We start from the raw sequence: 21,529 nt of genomic DNA on the forward strand, positions 1-21,529 counted from the left end.
TATCGCACCATAGTCACAGAATAACATAACAGTTTCAAAAAGTAAAGTGTTATTATGCTACATTGTAAGTTTCACTTTGATGATTCTTGCAACAGATTCATTGATACGATCCTCTGTGATTGTTCCGCCAGTCACTGCATCCATCACACCCTGATAAGCACTCTGGAAATCCTCCGGCATTAAGATCATATCTACACCTGCCTGAATCGCTGCTACTGCTGCGTCAGCAGAGCTGTATGTTCCTGTAATTGCGCCCATATTCATCGCATCTGTGATCACAACACCGTGGAACCCAAGCTGGTTGCGAAGCACATCTGTCACCATGACAGAAGAAAGCGAAGCCGGTGTATCATCTCCGGTAACAGCAGGTGCCGAAATATGTCCTACCATCACAAAAGATGCTCCGCTATTCACTGCCTGCTGGAATGGAACAAGCTCATTTGCCAGCAGATCATCTAACGATTTATCTGTAGAAACTGCTCCGTCGTGGGAATCTCCTGCGGTAGCTCCCTGTCCCGGAAAATGTTTTACCACGCTTAATATCTGGTGTTCGTTCAGTCCCTGCATCTCAGCACAAACCATGTCTGCCACAAGCTGACTGTCTGAACCAAATGACCGGTCTTTGATCACGGTGTTATCCGGATTCGTCAGCACATCCGCAACCGGAGCAAAATCCATATTAAAACCAAGTGTATTCAGATACGTTCCGATCGTACTTCCTGCATTGTATGCATTCTGGGAATCCCCGGTCGCTCCTACATCACTCATATTTCCAACATCTGTCACTCCAAAAGCACTGTTGGATGCAATCCTTGCTACAGTTCCACCTTCCTCATCCACACCGAGGAACACTGGAATTCCTACTATTTCCTGACTGTAGCTCTTCATATTGGTAAGCATCTGTGTCGTCTGGTCGGTTCCGGTCAAGTTCTTTGCCATATAAATCAGACCACCTACCGGATACTGCGTGTAGGCTGCCTTTGTGGAATCTCCTGCCATCGTTGCTCCGTCCACTCCGGTCAGTGCGTCCGGTGTGATCATGAACATCTGCGCTACTTTCTGCTCTAAGGTCATGCCGGCAGCAATCTGCATTGCCTGATCCATCAACGGATCGCTGACTTCAGTTACCGGAGTTGTCTCCGGTTCCTCGGTCGCTTCTGTTGTCACGCTCTCGGTATTCTTTTCCGGTTTATTCACTCCCGGTTTTACAAATTTATGGACTGCAAACACAATTCCTCCGATCAAAACGGCAAGTACTACAAAAAATACTGCCACAACTATGATCGCACTCTGTGTATCTTTTTTTCGTTTCTCTCGTCTTTCTTCCTGATTCATCTGTGTATTTCCTCTCTGGGGAATTTTGATCTACATGCTTCTACCCCGCAATAAACAGCATCCTGCCTGTAAACAGCCAGATGCTGTTTCTTACGTGTCTGGCACTGCTCATTGCTTATGCACATTATAGCAGTTTCTTCCTCTGAAAGCAAATAACGGTTTTGTTTTATATCGTGGAGGCAATGATCTGCATGCTGCCCTGCAATTCCACGTTTCCGAAGCCATTTGGAAGTATGAAATGATCTCCTTTTTTCACCGGCTGACCGTTGACGATTCCATTGCCATCCGTAACTGTCATATTCATAAAAGGTGCATTCTGCTCAAAAGTCATTTTACCTGAAACATCTATTTTATAGATATGAAAGTATTTGCAGGCATACAGTTCATTTAACGTATTGACCGGAAGATCTGCCACCGATTTCACACTGTCTGCAGCCGATTTTGCAGGCACAGTGATCACGTCAATACTCTTGTCGATATGTAGCTCTCTCGGCTTTCCATTGGAGAGACAGCCATAATCATAAACGCGGTAGGTAATATCACTGTTCTGCTGTGTTTCCAGAATGAGTGTTCCGCCTTTGATCGCATGAACTGTTCCCGGATCGATCTGAAGAAAATCGCCTTTTTTGATCGGGATCTCACGGATAAATTCACTCCACTTTCCCTCATGGATCATCCGGCTTAATTCCTCTTTTGTCCCTGCATTGTGTCCGATAACGATCGTTGCATTTTCCTTGCAGTCGAGAATGTACCAGCACTCTGTTTTTCCAAGTGAACCATTTTCATGGACTTTTGCATAATCATCGTCTGGATGTACCTGAATGCTCAGGTCATCTTTCGCATCGATAATTTTGATCAGGAGTGGGAAACGGTCACTGTCCACATTTCCGAAAACTTCCGGATGTTTTTCCACAATTCGGACAGCTTCATTCCACGGAATCCACAGTCTCTTAAAGTTACGTCTCCATTTGGATGTGCAGAAATTCCCCAGCACTCCCATAAATCATCACCTTCGACCGGATAATGAAAATCCTCTCTCAATCGCGTACCGCCCCAGATGTTGTGTGTACATACCGGATCTAAAAATAAAATTTCTTTCGTGGTCTGATTTGTTGATAAATTGCCTCCATTTGTCCCAATCACATTCTGATACCAAAACGCAGAATCTTTTACAATTCTCCGCTGTGTCATAAAATCCACATAAATCATGCCAAAACGTTCCCTGTATCCCTCGGACCATTCAAAATTATCCAGAAATGTCCACAGGAAATACCCCCGGATATCGGCTCCCTCATCATATGCCCTCTGCATGGCTCCGATGTAGGAATCCAGAAATGTGATGCGATCATTGTCATGTACTCTGCCGTCAAAGCTCACATTATCATGACAGGACATACCATTTTCTGTGATATACAAAGGAAGCGGATACCGCTCCGTCAAAAATTTGATTCCATAATAAAATGCTTTTGGTGTTACCGGCCAGTTGCACGCCGTCTTTGGAAATCCCGGTTCCCGGTCCACAAACTCCGGTTCGCCGTCTGCGCCCTGACGCACGTAATAGCCATTATATATGTTCTGTCCCATAAAATCCAGTGGCTGATGGATCAGCTGCATATCTGTCTCTGTGATCTCCGGCAGATACTCTTTGAATTTTTCCAGTCCCTCTTTCGGATAATGACCTAAAAAGACCGGGTCTGAAAACCATGAGATATTCCAGGTCCAGTTATCCATCGGATTGTAAAAACCAAAATAAACTTTTCTGGCAGCTTCGATATCTTCAGCACTGTCCGTGTATGGATAAGCCACTCCTCCAGTCGGTGCAAAGCCGATCCGGATTTTTTGTTTTGCGTATTTTCTTAAATTGATCACTGCCTGTCCGTGCGCTTTCAACAGATTATGCGCGATCTGAAAAGTCTCCGGAATCGACAATTTCAATCCCGGTGCATGGACACCGCTTAAATGCCCAAGTCCTACCACACACTGTGGCTCATTGATCGTGATAAAATACTCGCAGAGATCCGAAAAATTCTCTGCCACCACTTTTGCATATTCCCCGAACCAGTCTACCACTTCCTCATTCAGCCAGCCGCCCTTTTCCTGCAACGCCTGTGGAAACTCCCAATGAAACAGGGTAATATATGGTGTAATGCCATTTTCCTTCATTGTAAGAATCATGTCGCGGTACATCGCAATCGCTTTTTCATTGACACGCCCGGTGCCCTCCGGCAGAATCCGCGCCCAGTTTAAGGAAAAACGATATGCTTTGATTCCGAGATTTTTCATTAATGCATAGTCATCTTTATAATGGTGCATGTGATCACAGCTTGTGTACGCATTCTGATTTTGAAAAATGCGTCCCTGCTCCGTAAAAGTGTCCCAGACCGTCTTTCCTCTTCCGTCATCCGGGTCAGTTCCCTCTACCTGATATGCGCTGCTTGCCACGCCCCAGACAAATTTGTCATCAAACATGTGATTCTCCTTCTCTGTCTCTGATTCTTGTTTTTTATTTGGTATAAATATTAAATCTAAATTATATATTTACTTCTTCTCAGAGGCAATCACAACTTCTGCAAATATTCATTTATCTATTCTTCCACAAGATCCTTTTTAATGCTTCCAGTTTTTCCTCTGCATCCTGCAAAGAGGTGCCTTTGACTCCATAGTAGAATTTGATCTTAGGCTCTGTTCCGGACGGGCGCACACAGCACCATGCATTGTCAGAAAGTTCATAATATAAAACATTGGAAGCCGGAAGTCCTGTTTTTGTCACTTCCCCGGTCTTTAAATCTTTTCTTGTATCCTCTTTGTAATCGCGGACTGCAAGCACTTCAAATCCACCGAGTGTTTTCTTTGGATTGTTCCGCATATCACTCATCATCTGCTGGATCTGGGCGGCTCCGTCTATTCCTTTTAAGGTCATCGTGGAAAGTCCCTCTCTGTAGTAACCGTATTTCTCATACAGGTCGATCATGGCATCCCACAATGTTTTTCCATGTTTTTTGCACCAGGAAGCCACCTCGCACAACATCATGACTGCCACGCAGGCATCTTTATCTCTTGCATATGTTCCGGCAAGGCATCCATAACTCTCCTCCAGACCGAATACATAGTTGTGGGAGTGGTTCTGTTCAAACCATTTGATCTGCTCTCCGATATACTTAAATCCGGTCAGTACCTCGATCAGTGCCACGCCGTAGGAAGCTGCCATCGCTTTTGCCATGTCCGTTGTAACGATAGTCTCTACAAGCGCAGGATTCTCAGGCATCGTTCCGGTTGCTGTTTTCTCTCTTAAAATATATTCTGCGATGAGCATTCCGGACATATTTCCGGTGAAAGTCACATACTCTCCGGTCTTAGTATCTTTGCAGTATACGCCAAGACGGTCTGCGTCCGGATCTGTCGCAAGTACGATGTCTGCATCCACTTCTTTTGCAAGTTTTAAGGCAAGCTCAAATGCCTTTGGAGATTCCGGGTTTGGATATGCTACGGTCGGGAAATTTCCGTCCGGAAGTTCCTGCTCTTTTACAACATAGACATTTTCAAATCCAAGTTCTTTTAACACACGGCGCACCGGGAGATTTCCGGTTCCATGTAGCGGTGTGTATACAATCTTGATGTCCTTTGCCATCTCTTTGATGATCTCTGGATGAATGGACTGTTTTTTCAGTTCTTCCATATAACGGTCATCGATTTCTTTTCCGATTGTCACAAAAAGTCCGGCTTTCACGGCATCCTCTTTTGTCATGGTCTTAACCTGTGTAAAAGAAGTTACTTTTGCAACTTCTGCAAGGATATTTTTATCATGAGGCGGTGTGATCTGTGCACCATCCTCCCAGTAAACTTTGTATCCATTATATTCTCTTGGGTTATGGCTTGCTGTGATCACAATTCCTGAAACACAGCCAAGTTCACGGACTGCAAATGAAAGCTCCGGTGTCGGGCGAAGGCTGTCAAATACATAAGCCCTGATTCCGTTTGCATTCAGGCAGAGCGCTGCCTCCTCGGCAAATTCCGGTGACATGATTCTGGAATCGTGTGCGATGGCAACTCCTTTTTCCTGTCCGTTCTGAGAAATGATATAGTTTGCAAGCCCCTGAGTCGCCTGTCTTACAGTGTAAATGTTCATACGGTTCGTTCCTGCCCCGATCACTCCGCGGAGTCCCCCGGTTCCAAACTCAAGCTGACGGTAGAAACGGTCCTCGATCTCTGCCTCATTATCCCTGATTTCTTCTAATTCTGCTCTTGTTTCCTCTGAAAAATATGGGTTTGTACACCATTCTCTGTAGGTTTCCATGTAACTCATCGCAATTCTCCTATCTTCTTCCTGCTATTTTTGAAAGATTTTACCATTCTCTCAAAAGGTTATTGAAATAATAACCTTATTTTTAGTAAATGTAAACTTGTTTTAGCTTATTTGCCTTAAAATCATTTCACACCATTCGTCATCATAACGGCAGAGAGACCATTCAGATTTGAATAGACAAAACACAGCACGATCATTCCAATGATCGATACCGCCATACCGATTCCGGATAAAATCATACCCGCCAGTGCCATTCCGTTTTTCTCCGGCTGCACCTTTCTCGAAAGTCTGCCACCGATCAGTCCAGCGATTCCAATGCCAAGACCATATCCCATAAATCCTGTCAGAATGGATATCATTCCAAGTGCAAGCGACAAAGCAGCATTCCGGTCTGCCTCCTCGAATGTTTCAAACACCACGATATGATTTGCCTCCTTCTCCATCTCCAGAAGTTTTTTCGGGCGAAGCAGCACAATACACGGAATCAGCAAAACAGGAACGGCAATCAAATTAGCGGCAGACATCTGGTTGATCTGTTCCACAGTTGTTCCAGCTCCAAAAATTCCGCTGCCCATCAAACTTGCGAAATCGACCAGTGCATGAAAAGTCATTACAAGCCAGATATTTTCTGACCGGGCATAAACTGCGCCAAAGATCACACCCAAAAACGCTCCGTTGATTGCCTGAATCATCGCACTTGTCACCGTCACTCCCTGTGAAATATTTGTCAAATGTACCGCCCCGAACAATACACCACTGAGAATGACCGCCCAGAGAATCCCTCTTTTCGTTTTGGAAAAACGTTCCAGAAACAGATTCAGGATCACACCGCGGAAAATAAGTTCCTCCGTCCATCCGATCAGAAACATGGTTGCAGCAAAAAACAGGATTTCCAATGCAGATACGACTTTTGCATCCGGTGTCATCATCTGTACATAAAGCTGTGCCGCCAGTTCCAGACAACAGTATCCTGTCAGGAATCCGCCGATATAAAGGCCATGGATAAATCCCTTTCCTTTTTCTCCCAGCACTCCAAGATAACCAAACAGGCACAAAAGCAGAAATGCAACCACTCCTGCCATAAACTCTGCGATCATACTGCTTCCATAACCCGGAAGCGAAACTGTATCTGCAAGAAAAAACGCTGCCACATCCATACTTCCAAGAAAAATCGCTACAATCAGTACCGCAACGAGTATCGTAACCACCTTCGGCATTCTCATAAGTTTCTTTTTCATGTTCTTCTCCCCTTTAATTGATTTTTCCATCCGCACCGATCGTAACGCCATCTGAAATCTGTGTCATATACTGATACAGCGCAGATGCACAGTTTGTATCCATCAGTTTTGTTGTGCCCCCCGCCGCATAAACCGGAAGTAATCCATAAGATACGGTTCCATCGGACGAAACCTGTACTTTCACTGCAGCCGTCTTATCAATGTTCTGTCCAAACACAAAGTTTCCAAGGCTGTAAAAGACCGGTTTTTCACTGATATAGGAGATCCCCTGTAAACAGTGTGTATGTGCTCCAAGGATCAGATCTGCCCCTGCATTAAAACAATCTGTGGCAATCTTTGTCTGATAGTCCTGCGGATACGCCTCGTATTCCACGCCCCAGTGGATATAGACCGACAGGAAATCACATTCACTCCGCGCTTCTTTGATCAACTGTACCAATTTTGTATCATCATAAGCGGTCAGCATTCCCGGTGTCCGCTCTTCCACTTTCCAGTTTGATTCCGGCACCACGCGGGATGCCGCAAGAAATCCAAATTTTTTCCATTTTTCTCGATAATCTGTAATTCATATGCGCGTTCTTTAGTCTCTCCGGCTCCTGCATACAAAATACCGGCTCCGTCCAGTGTCGTAAATGTATCGGACAACGCATCTCTTCCGTAATCTAAGGTGTGATTGTTGGCGAGTGATACAATATCCACGCCCATCTCATTTAAAGCCTTCACATATTTCGGATCACAGCAAAACGTAAACTGTTTGTCCTCCATCGGCTCTCCACGATTACTGAACGGGAACTCATTATTCACCATGAAAATATCTGCATCCTGCAGCTCCTGCAGCAGCTGCGGCTCAATCACTTTTTCAATTCCGCCCGCATCATAGTTGCTTTTAAAGGCGTTTGCAAACAGTACATCCCCTGCAAAAATCAGTGTTGTGCTGCCGTCTCCTTCGGTATTCCCTGCTTCTGCCTGCTTGTCCGTTTCTCCACCTGCTATGTCCGCTTCTTCCTGTTCTGTGTCGTTTTGGATCCTGTTCTGCCCGTCTGCTGCTTCCGTCTCTTCTGATTCTTCCGCTTCCGGTATCTGAACCGGTTCCTCCGTGCTGCTGATATCCGTCTCGGACAGCACATCTTTCGCCGGCTCACCGCTCTGTCTTCCATGTGAAAAAATAATCAGTGTCACCATTGCAAGCATTGTCACAAGTGACAGTGCATATAAAACAATCCGTGTTCTTTTTCCCATTCCCCTGCTCCTGTTCTTCTTATTAAAATATACGAATTCTTGTATGTTTTTTCTTTCGTGTTCATCATATCATATTGTGATTAAAAAGACAAAGATTAGGAATTTTTTACCTGAAATGGAGGGGATACTAATGATAACAACAAGTGAACTTTTGCAGTTAATGAGTTTGTTAATTAGTGTTGCCGGATTATTTTACCTCATCGGGAAAGATAATCACGGCAGAAAAAATAACCGCCCCGGCCAAGGTTGCGGTTATTTTTACATAACACATATAATCTAGGCTAACCGTCTATCGGCAGCACCTTTTTATTTTTATATTATACCATAAAGACAAAAAATGTAAACCATCTATTTTTTATCTCTTTTACTGCTGTGTCAAAACAGAAATATCTCCCACTCCTGCAGTCAGTTCCACTTCTGCTCCGCCGTTGCTGCCGGTCTCATACTCCGCATCAAAAGCCCCTTTCGACTGCCCGTTCAACCGGATTTCTCCAAGTCCGGCAGACAGATCAAATGCATAGCTTTTCTCTGTTCCGGTAAGAGAGACATTGACATCGCCGGTTCCTGCCTCTACTTCCAGTTTGTTTGAAACGCTTCCGCTGAACACGGCATCTCCAACTCCTGCTTCGATAGACACTTTCGGGAACTGTCCATTCAGAATCGACACATCTCCTGTTCCAACTTCAAACACAGCCTTCTCACTGGCTGAGATCTGATTCACAGAGAGTTCTCCCACTCCTACAGACACATTTACTTTTCTTGCCGTAAACGCTTCGCTTTCCATGGAAATATCCCCGGCTCCCACTACAATGTCCAATGTCAGATTTTCGCACTGCCTTGGCAGAACTACCGTAAAGGTCGGTCCTTTCTCAAAATGGTGGTGTCCGCTGTGATAGGATACCTTCAGAGCGGAATCCTTCTGTTTTGTAGAAAGATAATCCTGATACCCATTTTCCATTTTAATACTGATCTCATCCGCAGAATCCGACACTTCAAAAATAAGTTCATTTACCACATCCAGTTCCAGTTTCAGGGAAGCAGCTTCTGATGCCGGATAAGGTATAATGCAGCTTTCCGTTCCTGCCGGTTCACTCTTCAAATCCGTAAGATTCAGGATCCAGGAACCAAAACTCTCCACCGCCCTATTATCATCCATGAGTTCGTCATCCTCATCATCCCAGTCGTCATTATCCCAATCTTCGTCGTCCCAATCATCATCGTCATCATAATCATCATCCCAAAAATGATCCCAGCTGCCATGTCCCTGATCATAAGCATAATAAACTCCATTGCCAATATGCCAATTACCAAAATCAAGTTCACCGGCAAGTGCTTTCCGATGGATCGTTGACCATCCGGCTCCCATCACTGCAGCGATACCGCTGAAAACAATTCCGAGTGCGGCTAAGCTTCCTGCAATGATCAACATAATCTTTGTAAATTTTTTCATTTCATCTCACACTCCTCTCTTCGTCTTACTAAATGCCTTTTTGCAAAGCCCTGCAATGCCTTTCACTGCCCATGGGACAAACCAGCCAAAGCACCATACCACAAGCCACACTGCAAGTACTCCAAGCGCAAGAACCAAAAGTCCACCGCCTAACAGTCCAAGACCTACTGCCACGCCTTTTGTGAAAAGATATCCGACACCAATGCCTGCCAATACAAATCCGGTGATCACTAACGCCGCCATCACTGCAACAATGCTGACTGCCACTGCAAACACACACGCTAAAATTGCTACAAGAATCGCCGCCAGAACCGCTGCAACCGTGATCCAGACCGGGCTTGTCAAAACTGCGAGGATCACCCATAAAACTGTTTTTTCTGTTTTATTCTTCTGATTTTCCTTTTTCAGATTCTCTATATCGATCTGGCCGGACGTATTCTGACTGCCATAAGTTCCGCCGGTATAAGCAGTATTCTTCTGCTCATAATTACCTGACCCGTAAGTACTGCTTCCATATAAACTGTTCATATATGGATCATCCATTCGTGTTTTGGCATTTTGACCATCCCCAGATGTTCCTTCTGTATGAGTCTCATTTTTTTCGCTGCGCACATCTTCCTCAGGTGTTTCCGCATCAGCCGTTTCACTCACCCCAAGATCTTTCTTGATCACTTCCGCCACCTTCTCCGGCGACTCCAGTTCCTCTAAAATTGATGCCTCATTTCCAATTCCGGCATCCTCAAAATAACTTCTGTAAAAGGCAAGTGCATCCGCTCTCTCTTCCTCTGAAATATCCGAAAGCAGCTGCTCCAGACGTTTTAAAAATTCTTCTTTATTCATTCTTCTGACTCCTCTCCTGAAAATAGTTCTGATATTTTCGAAGAATACGATTCCCACTCGCTGCGGTATTCTGCCAGCTTTTCTTCGCCGGTCTCCGTAATCTGGTAATATCTCCGGTTTCTTCCTCCGCACTCCCTGTCATACACGATCAGGTATCCATCCTTTTGCAGTCTTCGCAAAACCGGATACAGTGTGGATTCTGAAACCTCAATCGCTTTCCGCACATCCTGCGTGATCTTATATCCGTAGGTTCCTTCTTCCTCCTTTGACACGACAGCAAGAACAATCGCATCCAAAAGGGCTGCGCCTGTATTAAATACCATGTACTCACTCCTTGTTATTTTATTTGTAATATTATTTCTTGTTTAATACTATACAGCATATAGTATTGTTTTGTCAATATTATTATATATTTAAAACTGGCATGGTCAATTTGTTTTAAACTGGATTTTTAATTCATGACAGTTTTTGTATATAGTAATCCCAACAACAATCCTGGGAATTGACACAAATACAAACCATAAAAAGGAGAATTTTATTTATGAAAACATCAACTACCTCTACAGCACAGACTGCTGATTCAAAATCTTTATCAAATATCCGTTTTATCACGATCACGGCTCTTTTTATTGCCCTGACCTACGTATTCACTGCATTTATTAATATAAGACTTCCAATCACTGCAAACGGCGGATTGATCCATCTCGGAAACGTACCTCTTTTTATCTGCGCCATTATTTTTGGTAAGAAAAGTGGTGCGATCGCCGGCGGAGTCGGCATGGGACTCTTCGATCTGCTCTCCGGCTGGACTGCATGGGCTCCATTCACACTGATCATTGTCGGTCTGATGGGATATGCCGTAGGTGCCATCACAGAAAAACATCACGGTTTTGGCTGGAACACACTTGCGATCGCAGTTGCATGCGTGATCAAAGTCGCTGGTTACTACATTGCAGAGGGTATCATTTACGGAAACTGGATTGCACCGGTTACTTCCATTCCCGGAAACCTTGTCCAGATCGGTGTTGCTGCTGTCATCGTTCTTTTGATCGTCGGACAGCTTCAGAAAATCGTAAATAAAATGTTATAAGCTGTGTAACACCAATCTCATTTACAAAACAATCTATGATAAAGAAGGAAGTAATTATGTATAAAGTCATGACTCCTGGACCAACCCAGGTAAAAGAAAATGTGCGTATGGCAAGAAGCCTCGTATGTACCAATCCTGATCTGGATGAAGATTTCGTAGAATTTTATAAAGATACCTGCGAACTGATCAGCTCCCTGCTCGGCACGAAAAACGAAACTCTCATTTTGGATGGAGAGGGAATTTTAGGTCTGGAAGCTGCCTGCGCCTCCCTCACTGAGCCGGGAGATAAGGTGCTCATCATTGAGAACGGCGTGTACGGCGAAGGCTTTGCGGACTTTGTATCCATGTACGGTGGTGTGCCGGAATTTTATCATGCCGACCGCCTGAATGCCATCGACCCGGATGCTCTTTCTTCTTATTTAAAGGAGCATCATGATTATAAATATGCGACCGTTGTTCACTGTGACACCCCAAGCGGCATGCTCAATCCGGTAGAAAAAATCTGTCCGCTTTTAAAAGAATACGGCATTCTGACCGTTGTAGATTCCGTTTCCGGAATGTTTGGAAATCACATGGATGTCGACAAGTTCCAGATCGATCTTCTGTGCGGCGGTTCCCAGAAAGCTGTTTCCGCACCTCCGGGACTTACTTTTGTCACAATAAGCGATGCTGTAAAAAATGCCATGCACGTACGCAAGACGCCGATCCGTTCCTTCTATGCAAGCCTTCTGGCTTTTGAGGGATATTATGAGAAAAAATGGTTTCCTTATACCATGCCGATCAGCGATATTTACGGCTTACGCGCTGCTTTTGACAATATCGCTTCCGATCCAGAGTTAGAAGAACGCACACACCGTATCGCCGAAGCAGCCAGACGCGCTTTGACAGAAGCCGGTTTAAAGCTTCACTTGGAAAGCGGTTTCTCCGATACCGTCACTGTGTTTGACATTCCGGCAGAGACCACTTGCGATGCAATTCTTTCCCGCATGAAAAAAGAGCACAATATCATGCTTGCCGGATCTTTTGATGATCTTTCCGGCAAAGTGATCCGCATTGGACACATGGGAAATAACGCAAACTTTGAAGATATGGCCGCAACCATGTACGCTCTTTCCGAAACGCTTACTTTCCTCGGTGTGAACTTAAAAGGAGATCTTACGGGATTATTCTTAAAATATTATCATTAGTTCCTGCTTCCGGAACTAAAAATCGCCCTGATAATTGATATGTACCCCTTTTACCGGACATCCAGTGAAAAGGGGTACATATCATATCAGGGCGATTTATTGTCATTCTTTTATTTTCATATCCTACATCGTTACTCTGTCAATGCATGCTTTATAATTCCGATCCCGATCGGATATGGTCCTGTGTGCACTCCAATGGTTGCACCGATCTGGTAAATACCGATCTCATCAATTCCAAGACGTTCTTTGATCAGGTCCTTTAACATCTCCCGAAATTCCAGAGCTTCATTATGATCATATCCATAACCGATGCAGAAACTGTACTCTCCCGGTTTCGCATTGACTTCGTCTAAATATTCCCTTGTCATATCCACGACTTTTTTCATGGATTTGAGACGATTTCTTGTAATGCCGGAATTAAAGATCTCACCTTCTTTTAACGTGATCAGAGGTTTGATTTTTAATGCGCTGGCTGCAATCCCGGCTAATTTTCCAATCCTTCCGCCATGTTTTAAATAGTCAATACTTCCGATCGTGAAAAAAATTCTTCCTGTCTCACGGATCGGCAGTAACGCATCTACAATCTGCTGATACTCTAAGCCCATATCGCGCAGTCTGCATGCCTCTAATACATATAATCCCTGCAGCACAGTATTGACTGTAGAATCAATGACCGTGATCTGTGCATCCGGGTATTCCTCTAATATCATATCTTTTGCTGTTGTCGCAGACTGCAGGGAACCACTGAATTTTCTGGTGATACAGATACAGATGACCGGCAGTTGCTCCTTCGCATGTTTTTCAAACACCTCATAATAATCATGCACGGATGGCATGGATGTCTTTGGGAAAACAGTCGGGTGATCCACCATTTCCTGATAGAATTCCCTGACACCGACTTCTACCATTTCCTTCTGATACGTTTCACTGTCAAAGGACACGTAAAATGGAACAACCTCAATATCTTTTTCCTTTGTGAGTTCCTGTGAGAGATCCAAGGAACCATCACTGATGATCTGTACTTTTTTCTGCATCATAAATACCTCGTTTATTTACTACTGTCATCTGCAAAATAGCTTTATGACTTCTTATTCTTAAATATACGTTTTCCAACGTAGTTTTTAATACTACATTTCAAAACATTTTTATTATATCACAGGGTATTTAAGTTGTACATTACTTTTGCTATAATTTTCGAAAAATTTTATTATCTACAGCTTGTACTGATGGATTCAATTGCTACTGCTCCGCCGCGCACTACCTCAATCATCTTAAATTTCGATTTTTAACAGTGCGATCAGCTCGTTATTTCTATGAGCAGTCAGTTTGCATTCCAGCAGGACACTGTCATTTCCGATATCTGCCACCTGCACATTAAACACCTGTGCGATCTGGAATACTTCTTCTTTTTCCGCAGCATTCACACGGAGAACCTTTGCGAACAGAATCTCTTTCATATGAATCGGTACATCTGTCAGATCAATGACTTTGATTACTTCAACCATACGGTTCAGCTGCTTTTTGATCTGTTCAAATGTTATGTCATCACTGGTAACGCAGATGGTCATACGGGAAACCGTCTCGTCCTCTGTCGTGCCAACTGTCAGACTCTGCAAATTGTATGATTTCCCGGAAAAAAGACCGGAAACCTTTGCCAGAACACCAACCTGATTTTCTACATATAGTGCAATCCATCTGTCTTTCATGATATTTTCCTCTCTCACCATATCTGTATCCGCCTATTTCAAAATCATCTCGCTCATCGGATTTCCGCCCTTTACCATCGGAAGCACGATCTCATCCGAAGAGATCAGAAATTCAATGACTGTCGGTGCATCTTTGTAAGTTCTCGCTTTATCCAAAGCTGCCTGAATGTCTTCTTCCCGCTCTACACGGATGCCATGCGCACCATAGCTTTCTGCAAGTGCAACAAAATCCGGTGTATATGGAGGGCATGCTTCATTTGGTCCCTTGCAGTTTGCCGGACAGCTTCTTCTCTTTCTTAAGCATACTGCGGAATAGCGTTTGCCATAAAAAAGCTGCTGCATCTGGCGGACCATGCCAAGATACTGGTTATTGAGCAGGCAGATGATAACCGGTGTCCCCTGCACGATCGCTGTTGCCATCTCCTGAATATTCATCTGGAAACCGCCATCACCGGTGACACAGACTACTTCCGTATTCCTGTTTCCAATCTTTGCACCGATCGCCGCTGGAAAACCGAATCCCATTGTTCCAAGCCCGCCGGAAGTGATCATCTGGCGTTTTTCGTCAATATCCAGATACTGCGTTGCCCACATCTGGTTCTGTCCTACATCCGTGACAAAAACCGCCTCGTCAAACGTATGATTGATGTGTTCCATGATCATCTGTGGTGTCATGCCGCGGTCTCTGCGCATCTCAAGTGGATTCTTTTCATCCCATGCCTTAATTCTCTCCTGCCATGCAGCCGTATCCTTTGGTTCTGCCCATTCCAGCAATTTTTCCAGGGCAAGTTTTGCATCCGATACGATTGGAACGTCTACCACAACATTTCTGGAAATGGAAGCAGTGTCCACGTCAATATGTACAATTTTTGCTTTTGGTGCAAATTCATTCAGATCTCCGGTAATACGGTCGTTAAATCTTGTTCCGATGGAAAATAAAACATCACACTCACTGACTGCTTTATTGCTTGCATATTTTCCATGCATCCCCGTATTTCCGATATAAAGCGGATGCGTTGTGGCAATCGCGCCCTTTCCCATAATGGTCGTCACGACTGGAACGTTCATTTTATCTGCAAATTCTTTCAACAGCTCATTTGCTTTTGCAATATTGACACCGCCGCCAGCCAGGATCAATGGTTTCTTTGCTGACTTTAACAGTTTGTATGCTTTTTTCAACTGCCCGATATGCACGCTCTCATTCGGTTTGTATCCACGGATCTGCACGCTGTCCGGATATTCTGCCGGTCCGCTCGCCGTCTGGATATCCTTTGGAAGATCAATTAAGACCGGTCCCGGTTTTCCTGTGCTTGCAATGTGAAAGGCCATCTTAATGATCTTTCCTAAATCCTTGCGGTCTCTGACCGTCACGCCATACTTTGTGATACTTCTTGTCATTCCGACAATGTCAACTTCCTGAAAAGCATCGTTTCCGATCAGGCTTAACGGCACCTGTCCGGTAAAACAGACAAGCGGAATGTTGTCATAATGTGCATCTGCAAGTCCTGTCATGATGTTCGTTGCACCGGGACCGCTGGTCACCAGACAGACACCCACTTTTCCTGTCGATTTTGCATATCCCTCTGCCTCATGTAAAAGTCCCTGCTCATGTCTTGGTAAGACAATTTCAATCTCATCCTGTTTATATAATTCATCAAAAAGATCCGTCACCGTTCCACCCGGATAACCGAAAATCGTATCGACACCCTCTTCCTGTAATGCCTTGACAAATAATTTTCTACCTGTAATATCCATCTTTCTGTCTTACCCTTTCCATTTATACTTCAAAATAATCTGTACTTTCATAAAATGATACTTTCTGCTGAATATGTATCTTTTTTCCTCTGACTAACCGATATACCCTAATGTTTTGAGTAAAAAAATCCATCCGGTCAACGTAAACGCCGCCATCAATGTCGTTGTTACAATAACGCTCGCCGTCAGCACTTCATCATTGTTCATGCTCTTTGCCATGATATAACAGCTCGGCGTGGTCGGGGATGCCAGCATAATCAGAATTGCGATCATCTTTTCCCCGGAAAATCCCATCCAGGCAGCAACCGGCAGAAAAACAAGTGGCTGAAGCACCAGTTTGATCGTAGAAGCCGCCATGGTCGGTGCGATCTTTGCCAGCGCTTTTCTTCCCTCAAATCCTGCTCCGATGGTGATCAGTGCCAAAGGGGTTGCCATCTGCGCCACGTTGCTGACCGTCTTATTTACCAGCGTCGGGAACTGGATCCCAAGCAGTCCCACGATCAGTCCTGCCAGGATACTTAAAATGATCGGATTCTTACATATATTGATTCCCGCCTGCCGGATCTTTGCTTTCTTGTCAATCCCTGTGCTGTCATTTGCCTCAAATGTCAGCACGATCACAGAAAAAATATTATAGAGCGGCACTGCACTGACGATCATCAGCGGTCCCATTGCAGAGGAACCGTAGATATTCTGGATAAAAGCCAGCCCCATAACCGCCGCACTTCCGCGGAAAGACGACTGTACAAATGCCCCGCGGATCGTTTTGTCCCGCACCAGAAGCTTTGCTGTACCCCATACCACCCAGAAACAGATGGTACTCACGATTGCACAGAAAAGTACATATTTAATATCAAATACTGCTTTAATATCAACGCCCGCAATGTCCTTAAATAGCATAAACGGAAGTGTGACCTTGAAATTGAACTTATTTGCCACTGTGACAAAGTTATCATTCAGCATTCCGATCTGCTTTAAAATGTATCCGATCACCATGACCAGAAAAATCGGCATTGTCACGTTGATACTGTATATAAAATTTTCCATTTTTTCTTTTTCCTATCCGGAAACTCCTCGTTCAAGTAAAGGTAAAACCCAGCAGTCTCTCTGTCTGGGTTTTAGCAATTATAAATCAATTTTCATCTTTTTGGTATGATATATTTTAACAACTTTATTGATATTATTTAATTCTCTCGTATTTATAAAAATAATATTCCAGATCAAAATACGTCTGTTCCTCACTGTCCTGCGTGATTTTCCACTCCGGCATCTCATCGAGATTCGGGAAATAGGCATCTGCCTCAAATGCATAGTCGATCTTTGTGATATGCGCCACATCACAGTCATCGAGAAGCTGTTTATAAATGGTCTCTCCACCGATCACATAAATATCCTCACTTGGATATTTCTTTAACTCTTCCCGCAATTCTTCCATCGAATGAACGATAATGGCATCTCCCGCCTTAAAATTTTTATCATGCGTCAGCACGATGTTCACTCTTTTTTTGAGAGGCTGTCCGTTTGGAAAACTCTCCAACGTTTTTCTTCCCATGACGACCACTTTCCCGGTTGTCGTCTCACGGAAAAACTTCATGTCTGCCGGAATACTCACCAGCAGTTTATTCTTACATCCGATTGCCCAGTTTTTATCTACAGCTGCGATTAAATTCATATTTCCTCCAACTTTTCACTCTGTATCACTTGTCAGTGCCGTGTTATTTTATCCTGTCTTTTATCCTCTCATAAAATATTCCAGTCAGGCTTATACTGCGATCGGAATATTTTTGATCTGCGGTCCCGTCACATAATCCTCAATGGTAATATCTTTTGTCGTAAACTGATAAAAATCTTTGATTTCCGGGTTTAATGTGAATTTTGGCGCCGGATGCTTCTCTCCCGATCAGTTCCTTAATGATCGGGATATGACGGTCATAAATATGAGCATCCGCAATCACATGTACCAGCTCGCCGACCTGCATATCACACACCTGTGCAAGCATATGCATTAATACCGCATACTGACACACATTCCAGTTATTTGCCGCTAACACATCCTGGGAACGCTGATTCAGGATAGCATTCAGAGTCAGCTTTTCGTCTCCTTCCTTGTGTGTCACGTTAAATGTCATACTGTAGGCACACGGATATAAATTCATTTCATGAAGATCCTGGTGCACGTAAATATTTGTCATAATGCGGCGGCTGAACGGATTATGTTTCAGATCATAAATCACGCGGTCAACCTGATCCATCATGCCTTCTTTATACTGATGTTTTACTCCTAACTGGTATCCATATGCTTTTCCGATGGAACCATCTTCGTCTGCCCATTCATCCCATACGGTACTGTTCAAATCATGGATGTTATTTGATTTTCTCTGCCAGATCCAAAGCATCTCTTCCGTACATGTTTTGATGGCAGTTTTTCTTAATGTAATTGCCGGAAACTCTTTTGAGAGATCGTAACGGTTGACCACACCGAATTTTTTGATCGTGTAGGCACTCGTTCCATCTTCCCAGTGTGGGCGGACTTTCTCGCCCTCCGTGCTTGTCCCGTTCTCTAAAATATCCTTACACATATCTACAAAAATCTTGTCTGCAAGACTCATCTTTTTCTATCCCCATCTTTCTATCATTTTGCACATTTGAAAATCTCATTCTTTCGTACCTTTGCAGTAAAATGCCCATGTACGATCCGAACAGTACTATTCTATCCAATTTTCGTATAAAGTGCAAGAAATAACATCCCGACTGTTATTCGAATATTTTATGACTGCGATATATTTTTGTCATAAAGTTCATTTCTGTTTCTACCAAATTTCATTGATTTTTCCAGTAAAATGCAGTATAGTGAAGAAAGTTTAAGAAGTTAGGAGATTGATTATGAGTCAGGCAAAAGTAGACCGTTATAAAGAAGAAAAAAAGAATCGTAAGAAAATTATGGCAAAGGAAAAGAGAATGCGTATCGCCGGTTATGTTGCTGGCTGCCTTGTCGCTGCCGGTATCATCGGCTGGGCCGGTTACTCCGGATACAGTGCTTATGAAGCAAGCAAACCTATGGAAACCATTTATGCAAACCTTGATTCCGTTACAGACTATATGAGTTCTTTAAATGCGGAATAAAAATTACTGGAACGAGGTACGAGTGAACAGTAACGATTAAAATAAATCAATAAAACAGATTAAAAATCGACCATTGACTTTACCAGATCAAAGTGCTATTTTGTTATTCAAACAGAGAACAAAATGCAACGAACAGAACAAGGTTATCTGAGCAACCTGTATCACAGAGAGCTGCCGGCTGGTGTAAGGCAGTATACAGCTTCAGGAACTATCCTCTGCGAGCAGTGCACTGAATTTTCATAGTAAGTGTCACCGGTATTCTACCGTTATTTAGGAGCTTATTGTTGTAGGCATCTGCCCACAAAGATAAGACAGAGAGGTCGTATTTTACGGCAAACAAAGTGGTAACGCGGAAGCTTAAGCCTTCGTCTTTGAGATATGAATATATCCGGAGATGAAGGCTTTTTTTATGCCAGCAGACTGTGCGCAGGATGTGAATCCCATTGTTTCCACTTTGCACAATGTATTTTGTTCCCAGAAAAAATACATTTTCAGAAAGGAGCCGCCTTAAGGCGGAAAAAAGTTATGAATGGTTTAGTTATTGTTTTAATCGGTATCGTTGCACTTGGTGCAGGCTACCTCTTCTACGGACGCTGGCTTGCAAAGAAATGGGGAATCGACCCAAATGCCAAAACCCCTGCTTACACACATGAGGATGGCGAAGATTATGTTCCCTCCTCCAAATTTACCGTATTCTCACATCAGTTTTCTTCCATCGCAGGTGCAGGTCCTGTCACAGGTCCGATCCTTGCATCTGTTTTTGGATGGGTTCCGGTATTGCTCTGGCTCATCATCGGCGGACTTTTCTTCGGTGCTGTACAGGACTTCGGTGCTTTATATGCATCCGTAAAAAATGAAGGTAAATCCATGGGTATGATTATTGAGAAGTACATCGGTAAAACAGGCCGGAAACTTTTCATGTTATTCTGCTGGCTTTTTACTTTATTAGTGATCGCAGCATTTACAGATATGGTTGCCGGAACATTTGTTGGAACCGGAGTTGAAGGTATGACAGATGCAACCTCTTACGCCAATTCTGCTGCCGCTTCGATTTCCATGTTATTTATCGTTGTCGCTGTTATCTTCGGTGTAATCCAGAAGCACCTTGGAAGCAGGATGAACGAAGTGATAAAAGCAATCGTTGCAATTGTACTTTTAGTCGTTATGTTCATCATCGGTATGAAATTCCCAATCTGCACGACCAAAACTGCATGGATCTACATCGTAATGGCTTACCTGTTCTTAGCATCTGTTATGCCAATGTGGCTTTTAATGCAGCCTAGAGATTACATGACAACATTCATGTTACTCGGTATGATCATTGGTGCGGTTGTCGGTGTCATTGTTGCACATCCTTCCATGCAGTTAAATGCATTCAGCGGATTCAATGTAGGTGGAAGCAGTTTATTCCCTACTTTATTCGTAACGATCGCCTGCGGTGCTGTTTCCGGTTTCCACAGTCTGGTATCTTCCGGAACATCCTCTAAGACGATCAGCAGCGAAAAAGATATGCCTATGGTCGGTTATGGTGCCATGGTCGTAGAATCCTTACTCGGTATCGTTTCCTTAGTTGTTGTCGGCGCAGTCGCCGTAAACGGAACAAAACCGGATGGAACTCCATTCTCCATCTTCTCCTCCGGTGTCGCAGGATTCCTTGAAAAACTTGGTGTCCCTGTTACCGTTGCAACTGTATTTATGACCATGTGTGTATCTGCACTTGCACTGACATCCCTTGACTCTGTTGCAAGAATCGGACGTATGTCTTTCCAGGAATTGTTCTACGGAGATTCCACCGATCCTGCAGATATGACACCGGTACAGCGTGTACTGACAAATAAATATTTTGCAACTGTGATCACACTGTTTTTCGGATATTTGCTGACACTCGGCGGATACAGCAACGTTTGGCCGCTGTTTGGCTCTGCAAACCAGCTGCTTGCAGCACTTGTATTGATCGCCTTAGCGGTTTTCTTAAAAACAACCGGTCGTACCGGATGGACACTTTACATTCCAATGTTTGTTATGCTGGCAGTTACGTTCACTGCTCTGATTCAGAAAACAATTGCCCTTGTCAGCAACTTCATGAGCGGTAATGCAACACTTCTTGTAGACGGACTTCAATTTGTTGTTGCCGTACTTCTTATGGTACTTGGTGTTATGGTTGCATTCAGTTGTCTGAAAAAGCTCTTCGGCAGGAAAGCTGCGGCTTAACCGGAGTTTCACTAGCGTAGTGTCGCAGATTTTGTGGTGCTTTCTCAGGATG

The 21,529-nt window shown here is 43.9% G+C and carries 19 protein-coding genes, 2 pseudogenes and 1 other annotated feature; of the genes and pseudogenes, 5 read left to right on the plus strand and 16 right to left on the minus strand.

Annotation, left to right across the window (positions count from 1 at the left end; genetic code table 11):
• Positions 1-57: 57 nt before the first annotated feature.
• The 7 genes from ROSEINA2194_RS12580 to ROSEINA2194_RS22135 all read right to left on the minus strand — a co-directional run bounded on the left by ROSEINA2194_RS12580 (position 58) and on the right by ROSEINA2194_RS22135 (position 8,115).
• The gene (locus tag ROSEINA2194_RS12580) at positions 58-1,335 is read right to left on the minus strand and encodes a glycoside hydrolase family 3 protein (protein ID WP_007887633.1); all 1,278 of its coding nucleotides are present in this window, start codon (positions 1,333-1,335) and stop codon (positions 58-60) included.
• Between the two features lie 166 nt (positions 1,336-1,501).
• Positions 1,502-2,248, minus strand: a complete 747-nt coding sequence (gene manA / locus ROSEINA2194_RS22125; protein ID WP_252832627.1) for a mannose-6-phosphate isomerase, class I — start codon at positions 2,246-2,248, stop codon at positions 1,502-1,504.
• Positions 2,191-3,804: a GH1 family beta-glucosidase gene (locus ROSEINA2194_RS12585; protein WP_007887638.1), complete on the minus strand. Its 1,614-nt coding sequence runs from the start codon at positions 3,802-3,804 to the stop codon at positions 2,191-2,193. Before ROSEINA2194_RS12585 ends, manA begins: the two co-directional genes overlap by 58 nt.
• A 112-nt stretch (positions 3,805-3,916) precedes the next feature.
• The gene (locus ROSEINA2194_RS12590) at positions 3,917-5,638 is read right to left on the minus strand and encodes a phospho-sugar mutase (RefSeq protein ID WP_044927942.1); all 1,722 of its coding nucleotides are present in this window, start codon (positions 5,636-5,638) and stop codon (positions 3,917-3,919) included.
• Positions 5,639-5,760: 122 nt separating this feature from the next.
• Complete coding sequence (locus ROSEINA2194_RS12595) at positions 5,761-6,876, minus strand: CPBP family intramembrane glutamic endopeptidase (protein ID WP_044927945.1); 1,116 nt, start codon at positions 6,874-6,876, stop codon at positions 5,761-5,763.
• A gap of 13 nt (positions 6,877-6,889) precedes the next feature.
• Positions 6,890-7,363: a CapA family protein gene (locus ROSEINA2194_RS22130; RefSeq protein WP_252832631.1), complete on the minus strand. Its 474-nt coding sequence runs from the start codon at positions 7,361-7,363 to the stop codon at positions 6,890-6,892.
• A complete protein-coding gene (locus ROSEINA2194_RS22135; RefSeq protein WP_007887663.1) occupies positions 7,336-8,115 on the minus strand; it encodes a CapA family protein in 780 nt (259 codons plus the stop codon). The genes ROSEINA2194_RS22130 and ROSEINA2194_RS22135 overlap by 28 nt, the downstream gene beginning before the upstream one ends.
• Positions 8,116-8,245: 130 nt before the next feature.
• Between ROSEINA2194_RS22135 and ROSEINA2194_RS21200 the strand changes: the two genes are divergently transcribed.
• Positions 8,246-8,395, plus strand: a complete 150-nt coding sequence (locus ROSEINA2194_RS21200) for a hypothetical protein (RefSeq protein WP_172727121.1) — start codon at positions 8,246-8,248, stop codon at positions 8,393-8,395.
• An 84-nt stretch (positions 8,396-8,479) separates the two neighbouring features.
• Here ROSEINA2194_RS21200 and ROSEINA2194_RS12605 read toward each other — a convergent pair whose 3' ends face one another.
• From ROSEINA2194_RS12605 to ROSEINA2194_RS12615, 3 genes are read right to left on the minus strand one after another with little or no spacing between them, the layout of a single operon-like run.
• Positions 8,480-9,565 carry a DUF4097 family beta strand repeat-containing protein gene (locus tag ROSEINA2194_RS12605; RefSeq protein ID WP_007887668.1) on the minus strand — a complete coding sequence of 362 codons (1,086 nt, stop codon included), beginning with the start codon at positions 9,563-9,565 and terminating at the stop codon, positions 8,480-8,482.
• 6 nt (positions 9,566-9,571) lie between these two features.
• Entirely contained in the window at positions 9,572-10,405 is an 834-nt protein-coding gene (locus ROSEINA2194_RS12610) for a DUF1700 domain-containing protein (protein WP_007887670.1), read from the minus strand.
• Positions 10,402-10,728, minus strand: a complete 327-nt coding sequence (locus tag ROSEINA2194_RS12615; protein ID WP_007887672.1) for a PadR family transcriptional regulator — start codon at positions 10,726-10,728, stop codon at positions 10,402-10,404. The genes ROSEINA2194_RS12610 and ROSEINA2194_RS12615 overlap by 4 nt, the downstream gene beginning before the upstream one ends.
• Before the next feature lie 218 nt (positions 10,729-10,946).
• Here ROSEINA2194_RS12615 and ROSEINA2194_RS12620 point away from each other — a divergent pair, with 218 nt between their 5' ends.
• Both ROSEINA2194_RS12620 and ROSEINA2194_RS12625 read left to right on the plus strand, forming a co-directional pair.
• Positions 10,947-11,495 (plus strand): ECF transporter S component, encoded by a 549-nt coding sequence (locus ROSEINA2194_RS12620; RefSeq protein WP_007887674.1) that lies wholly within the window; start codon positions 10,947-10,949, stop codon positions 11,493-11,495.
• A 56-nt stretch (positions 11,496-11,551) separates the two neighbouring features.
• Complete coding sequence (locus ROSEINA2194_RS12625; RefSeq protein WP_044927947.1) at positions 11,552-12,682, plus strand: pyridoxal-phosphate-dependent aminotransferase family protein; 1,131 nt, start codon at positions 11,552-11,554, stop codon at positions 12,680-12,682.
• Positions 12,683-12,813: 131 nt separating this feature from the next.
• Here the strand turns inward: ROSEINA2194_RS12625 and ROSEINA2194_RS12630 are convergent, their stop codons facing one another.
• The 6 genes and pseudogenes from ROSEINA2194_RS12630 to thyA all read right to left on the minus strand — a co-directional run bounded on the left by ROSEINA2194_RS12630 (position 12,814) and on the right by thyA (position 18,752).
• Entirely contained in the window at positions 12,814-13,716 is a 903-nt protein-coding gene (locus ROSEINA2194_RS12630) for a DegV family protein (protein ID WP_118126427.1), read from the minus strand.
• A gap of 173 nt (positions 13,717-13,889) precedes the next feature.
• Positions 13,890-14,388 (minus strand): annotated as a pseudogene (gene ilvN, locus ROSEINA2194_RS12635) (acetolactate synthase small subunit).
• Positions 14,389-14,421: 33 nt separating this feature from the next.
• On the minus strand, positions 14,422-16,143 hold the full coding sequence (ilvB, locus tag ROSEINA2194_RS12640; protein ID WP_007887686.1) for a biosynthetic-type acetolactate synthase large subunit: 1,722 nt from the start codon (positions 16,141-16,143) through the stop codon (positions 14,422-14,424).
• Positions 16,144-16,236: 93 nt separating this feature from the next.
• The gene (locus ROSEINA2194_RS12645) at positions 16,237-17,190 is read right to left on the minus strand and encodes an AEC family transporter (RefSeq protein WP_007887689.1); all 954 of its coding nucleotides are present in this window, start codon (positions 17,188-17,190) and stop codon (positions 16,237-16,239) included.
• 133 nt (positions 17,191-17,323) lie between these two features.
• Positions 17,324-17,815 carry a dihydrofolate reductase gene (locus tag ROSEINA2194_RS12650; protein WP_007887695.1) on the minus strand — a complete coding sequence of 164 codons (492 nt, stop codon included), beginning with the start codon at positions 17,813-17,815 and terminating at the stop codon, positions 17,324-17,326.
• A 90-nt stretch (positions 17,816-17,905) separates the two neighbouring features.
• A pseudogene (gene thyA, locus ROSEINA2194_RS12655) lies at positions 17,906-18,752 on the minus strand (thymidylate synthase).
• A gap of 274 nt (positions 18,753-19,026) precedes the next feature.
• On the opposite strand from thyA, the gene ROSEINA2194_RS12660 reads away from it, so the two are divergent.
• Both ROSEINA2194_RS12660 and ROSEINA2194_RS12665 read left to right on the plus strand, forming a co-directional pair.
• On the plus strand, positions 19,027-19,266 hold the full coding sequence (locus tag ROSEINA2194_RS12660) for a hypothetical protein (protein ID WP_007887700.1): 240 nt from the start codon (positions 19,027-19,029) through the stop codon (positions 19,264-19,266).
• Positions 19,267-19,385: 119 nt separating this feature from the next.
• Positions 19,386-19,642 (plus strand) — a binding site (T-box leader).
• A gap of 149 nt (positions 19,643-19,791) precedes the next feature.
• Positions 19,792-21,477 (plus strand): carbon starvation CstA family protein, encoded by a 1,686-nt coding sequence (locus ROSEINA2194_RS12665; RefSeq protein ID WP_044927963.1) that lies wholly within the window; start codon positions 19,792-19,794, stop codon positions 21,475-21,477.
• The last annotated feature ends 52 nt before the right edge of the window (positions 21,478-21,529 follow it).

Origin of the sequence: Roseburia inulinivorans DSM 16841 (assembly GCF_000174195.1) — a bacterium.
Lineage (GTDB): Bacteria > Bacillota > Clostridia > Lachnospirales > Lachnospiraceae > Roseburia > Roseburia inulinivorans.

What these genes read in the sequence shown, in the direction of transcription:
- ROSEINA2194_RS12625 (WP_044927947.1), top strand. Translation starts at nt 11,552, where the DNA reads ATGTATAAAGTCATGACTCCTGGACCAACCCAGGTAAAAGAAAATGTG.
- ROSEINA2194_RS12650 (WP_007887695.1), bottom strand. Translation starts at nt 17,815, where the DNA reads ATGAATTTAATCGCAGCTGTAGATAAAAACTGGGCAATCGGATGTAAG.
- ROSEINA2194_RS12585 (WP_007887638.1), bottom strand. Translation starts at nt 3,804, where the DNA reads ATGTTTGATGACAAATTTGTCTGGGGCGTGGCAAGCAGCGCATATCAG.
- ROSEINA2194_RS12580 (WP_007887633.1), bottom strand. Translation starts at nt 1,335, where the DNA reads ATGAATCAGGAAGAAAGACGAGAGAAACGAAAAAAAGATACACAGAGT.
- ROSEINA2194_RS12605 (WP_007887668.1), bottom strand. Translation starts at nt 9,565, where the DNA reads ATGAAAAAATTTACAAAGATTATGTTGATCATTGCAGGAAGCTTAGCC.
- ROSEINA2194_RS12590 (WP_044927942.1), bottom strand. Translation starts at nt 5,638, where the DNA reads ATGAGTTACATGGAAACCTACAGAGAATGGTGTACAAACCCATATTTT.
- ROSEINA2194_RS21200 (WP_172727121.1), top strand. Translation starts at nt 8,246, where the DNA reads ATGATAACAACAAGTGAACTTTTGCAGTTAATGAGTTTGTTAATTAGT.
- ROSEINA2194_RS12620 (WP_007887674.1), top strand. Translation starts at nt 10,947, where the DNA reads ATGAAAACATCAACTACCTCTACAGCACAGACTGCTGATTCAAAATCT.
- ROSEINA2194_RS12665 (WP_044927963.1), top strand. Translation starts at nt 19,792, where the DNA reads ATGAATGGTTTAGTTATTGTTTTAATCGGTATCGTTGCACTTGGTGCA.
- ROSEINA2194_RS12660 (WP_007887700.1), top strand. Translation starts at nt 19,027, where the DNA reads ATGAGTCAGGCAAAAGTAGACCGTTATAAAGAAGAAAAAAAGAATCGT.
- ROSEINA2194_RS12630 (WP_118126427.1), bottom strand. Translation starts at nt 13,716, where the DNA reads ATGCAGAAAAAAGTACAGATCATCAGTGATGGTTCCTTGGATCTCTCA.
- ROSEINA2194_RS12615 (WP_007887672.1), bottom strand. Translation starts at nt 10,728, where the DNA reads ATGGTATTTAATACAGGCGCAGCCCTTTTGGATGCGATTGTTCTTGCT.
- ROSEINA2194_RS12610 (WP_007887670.1), bottom strand. Translation starts at nt 10,405, where the DNA reads ATGAATAAAGAAGAATTTTTAAAACGTCTGGAGCAGCTGCTTTCGGAT.
- ROSEINA2194_RS12595 (WP_044927945.1), bottom strand. Translation starts at nt 6,876, where the DNA reads ATGAAAAAGAAACTTATGAGAATGCCGAAGGTGGTTACGATACTCGTT.
- ROSEINA2194_RS12645 (WP_007887689.1), bottom strand. Translation starts at nt 17,190, where the DNA reads ATGGAAAATTTTATATACAGTATCAACGTGACAATGCCGATTTTTCTG.
- ROSEINA2194_RS22135 (WP_007887663.1), bottom strand. Translation starts at nt 8,115, where the DNA reads ATGGGAAAAAGAACACGGATTGTTTTATATGCACTGTCACTTGTGACA.
- ilvB (WP_007887686.1), bottom strand. Translation starts at nt 16,143, where the DNA reads ATGGATATTACAGGTAGAAAATTATTTGTCAAGGCATTACAGGAAGAG.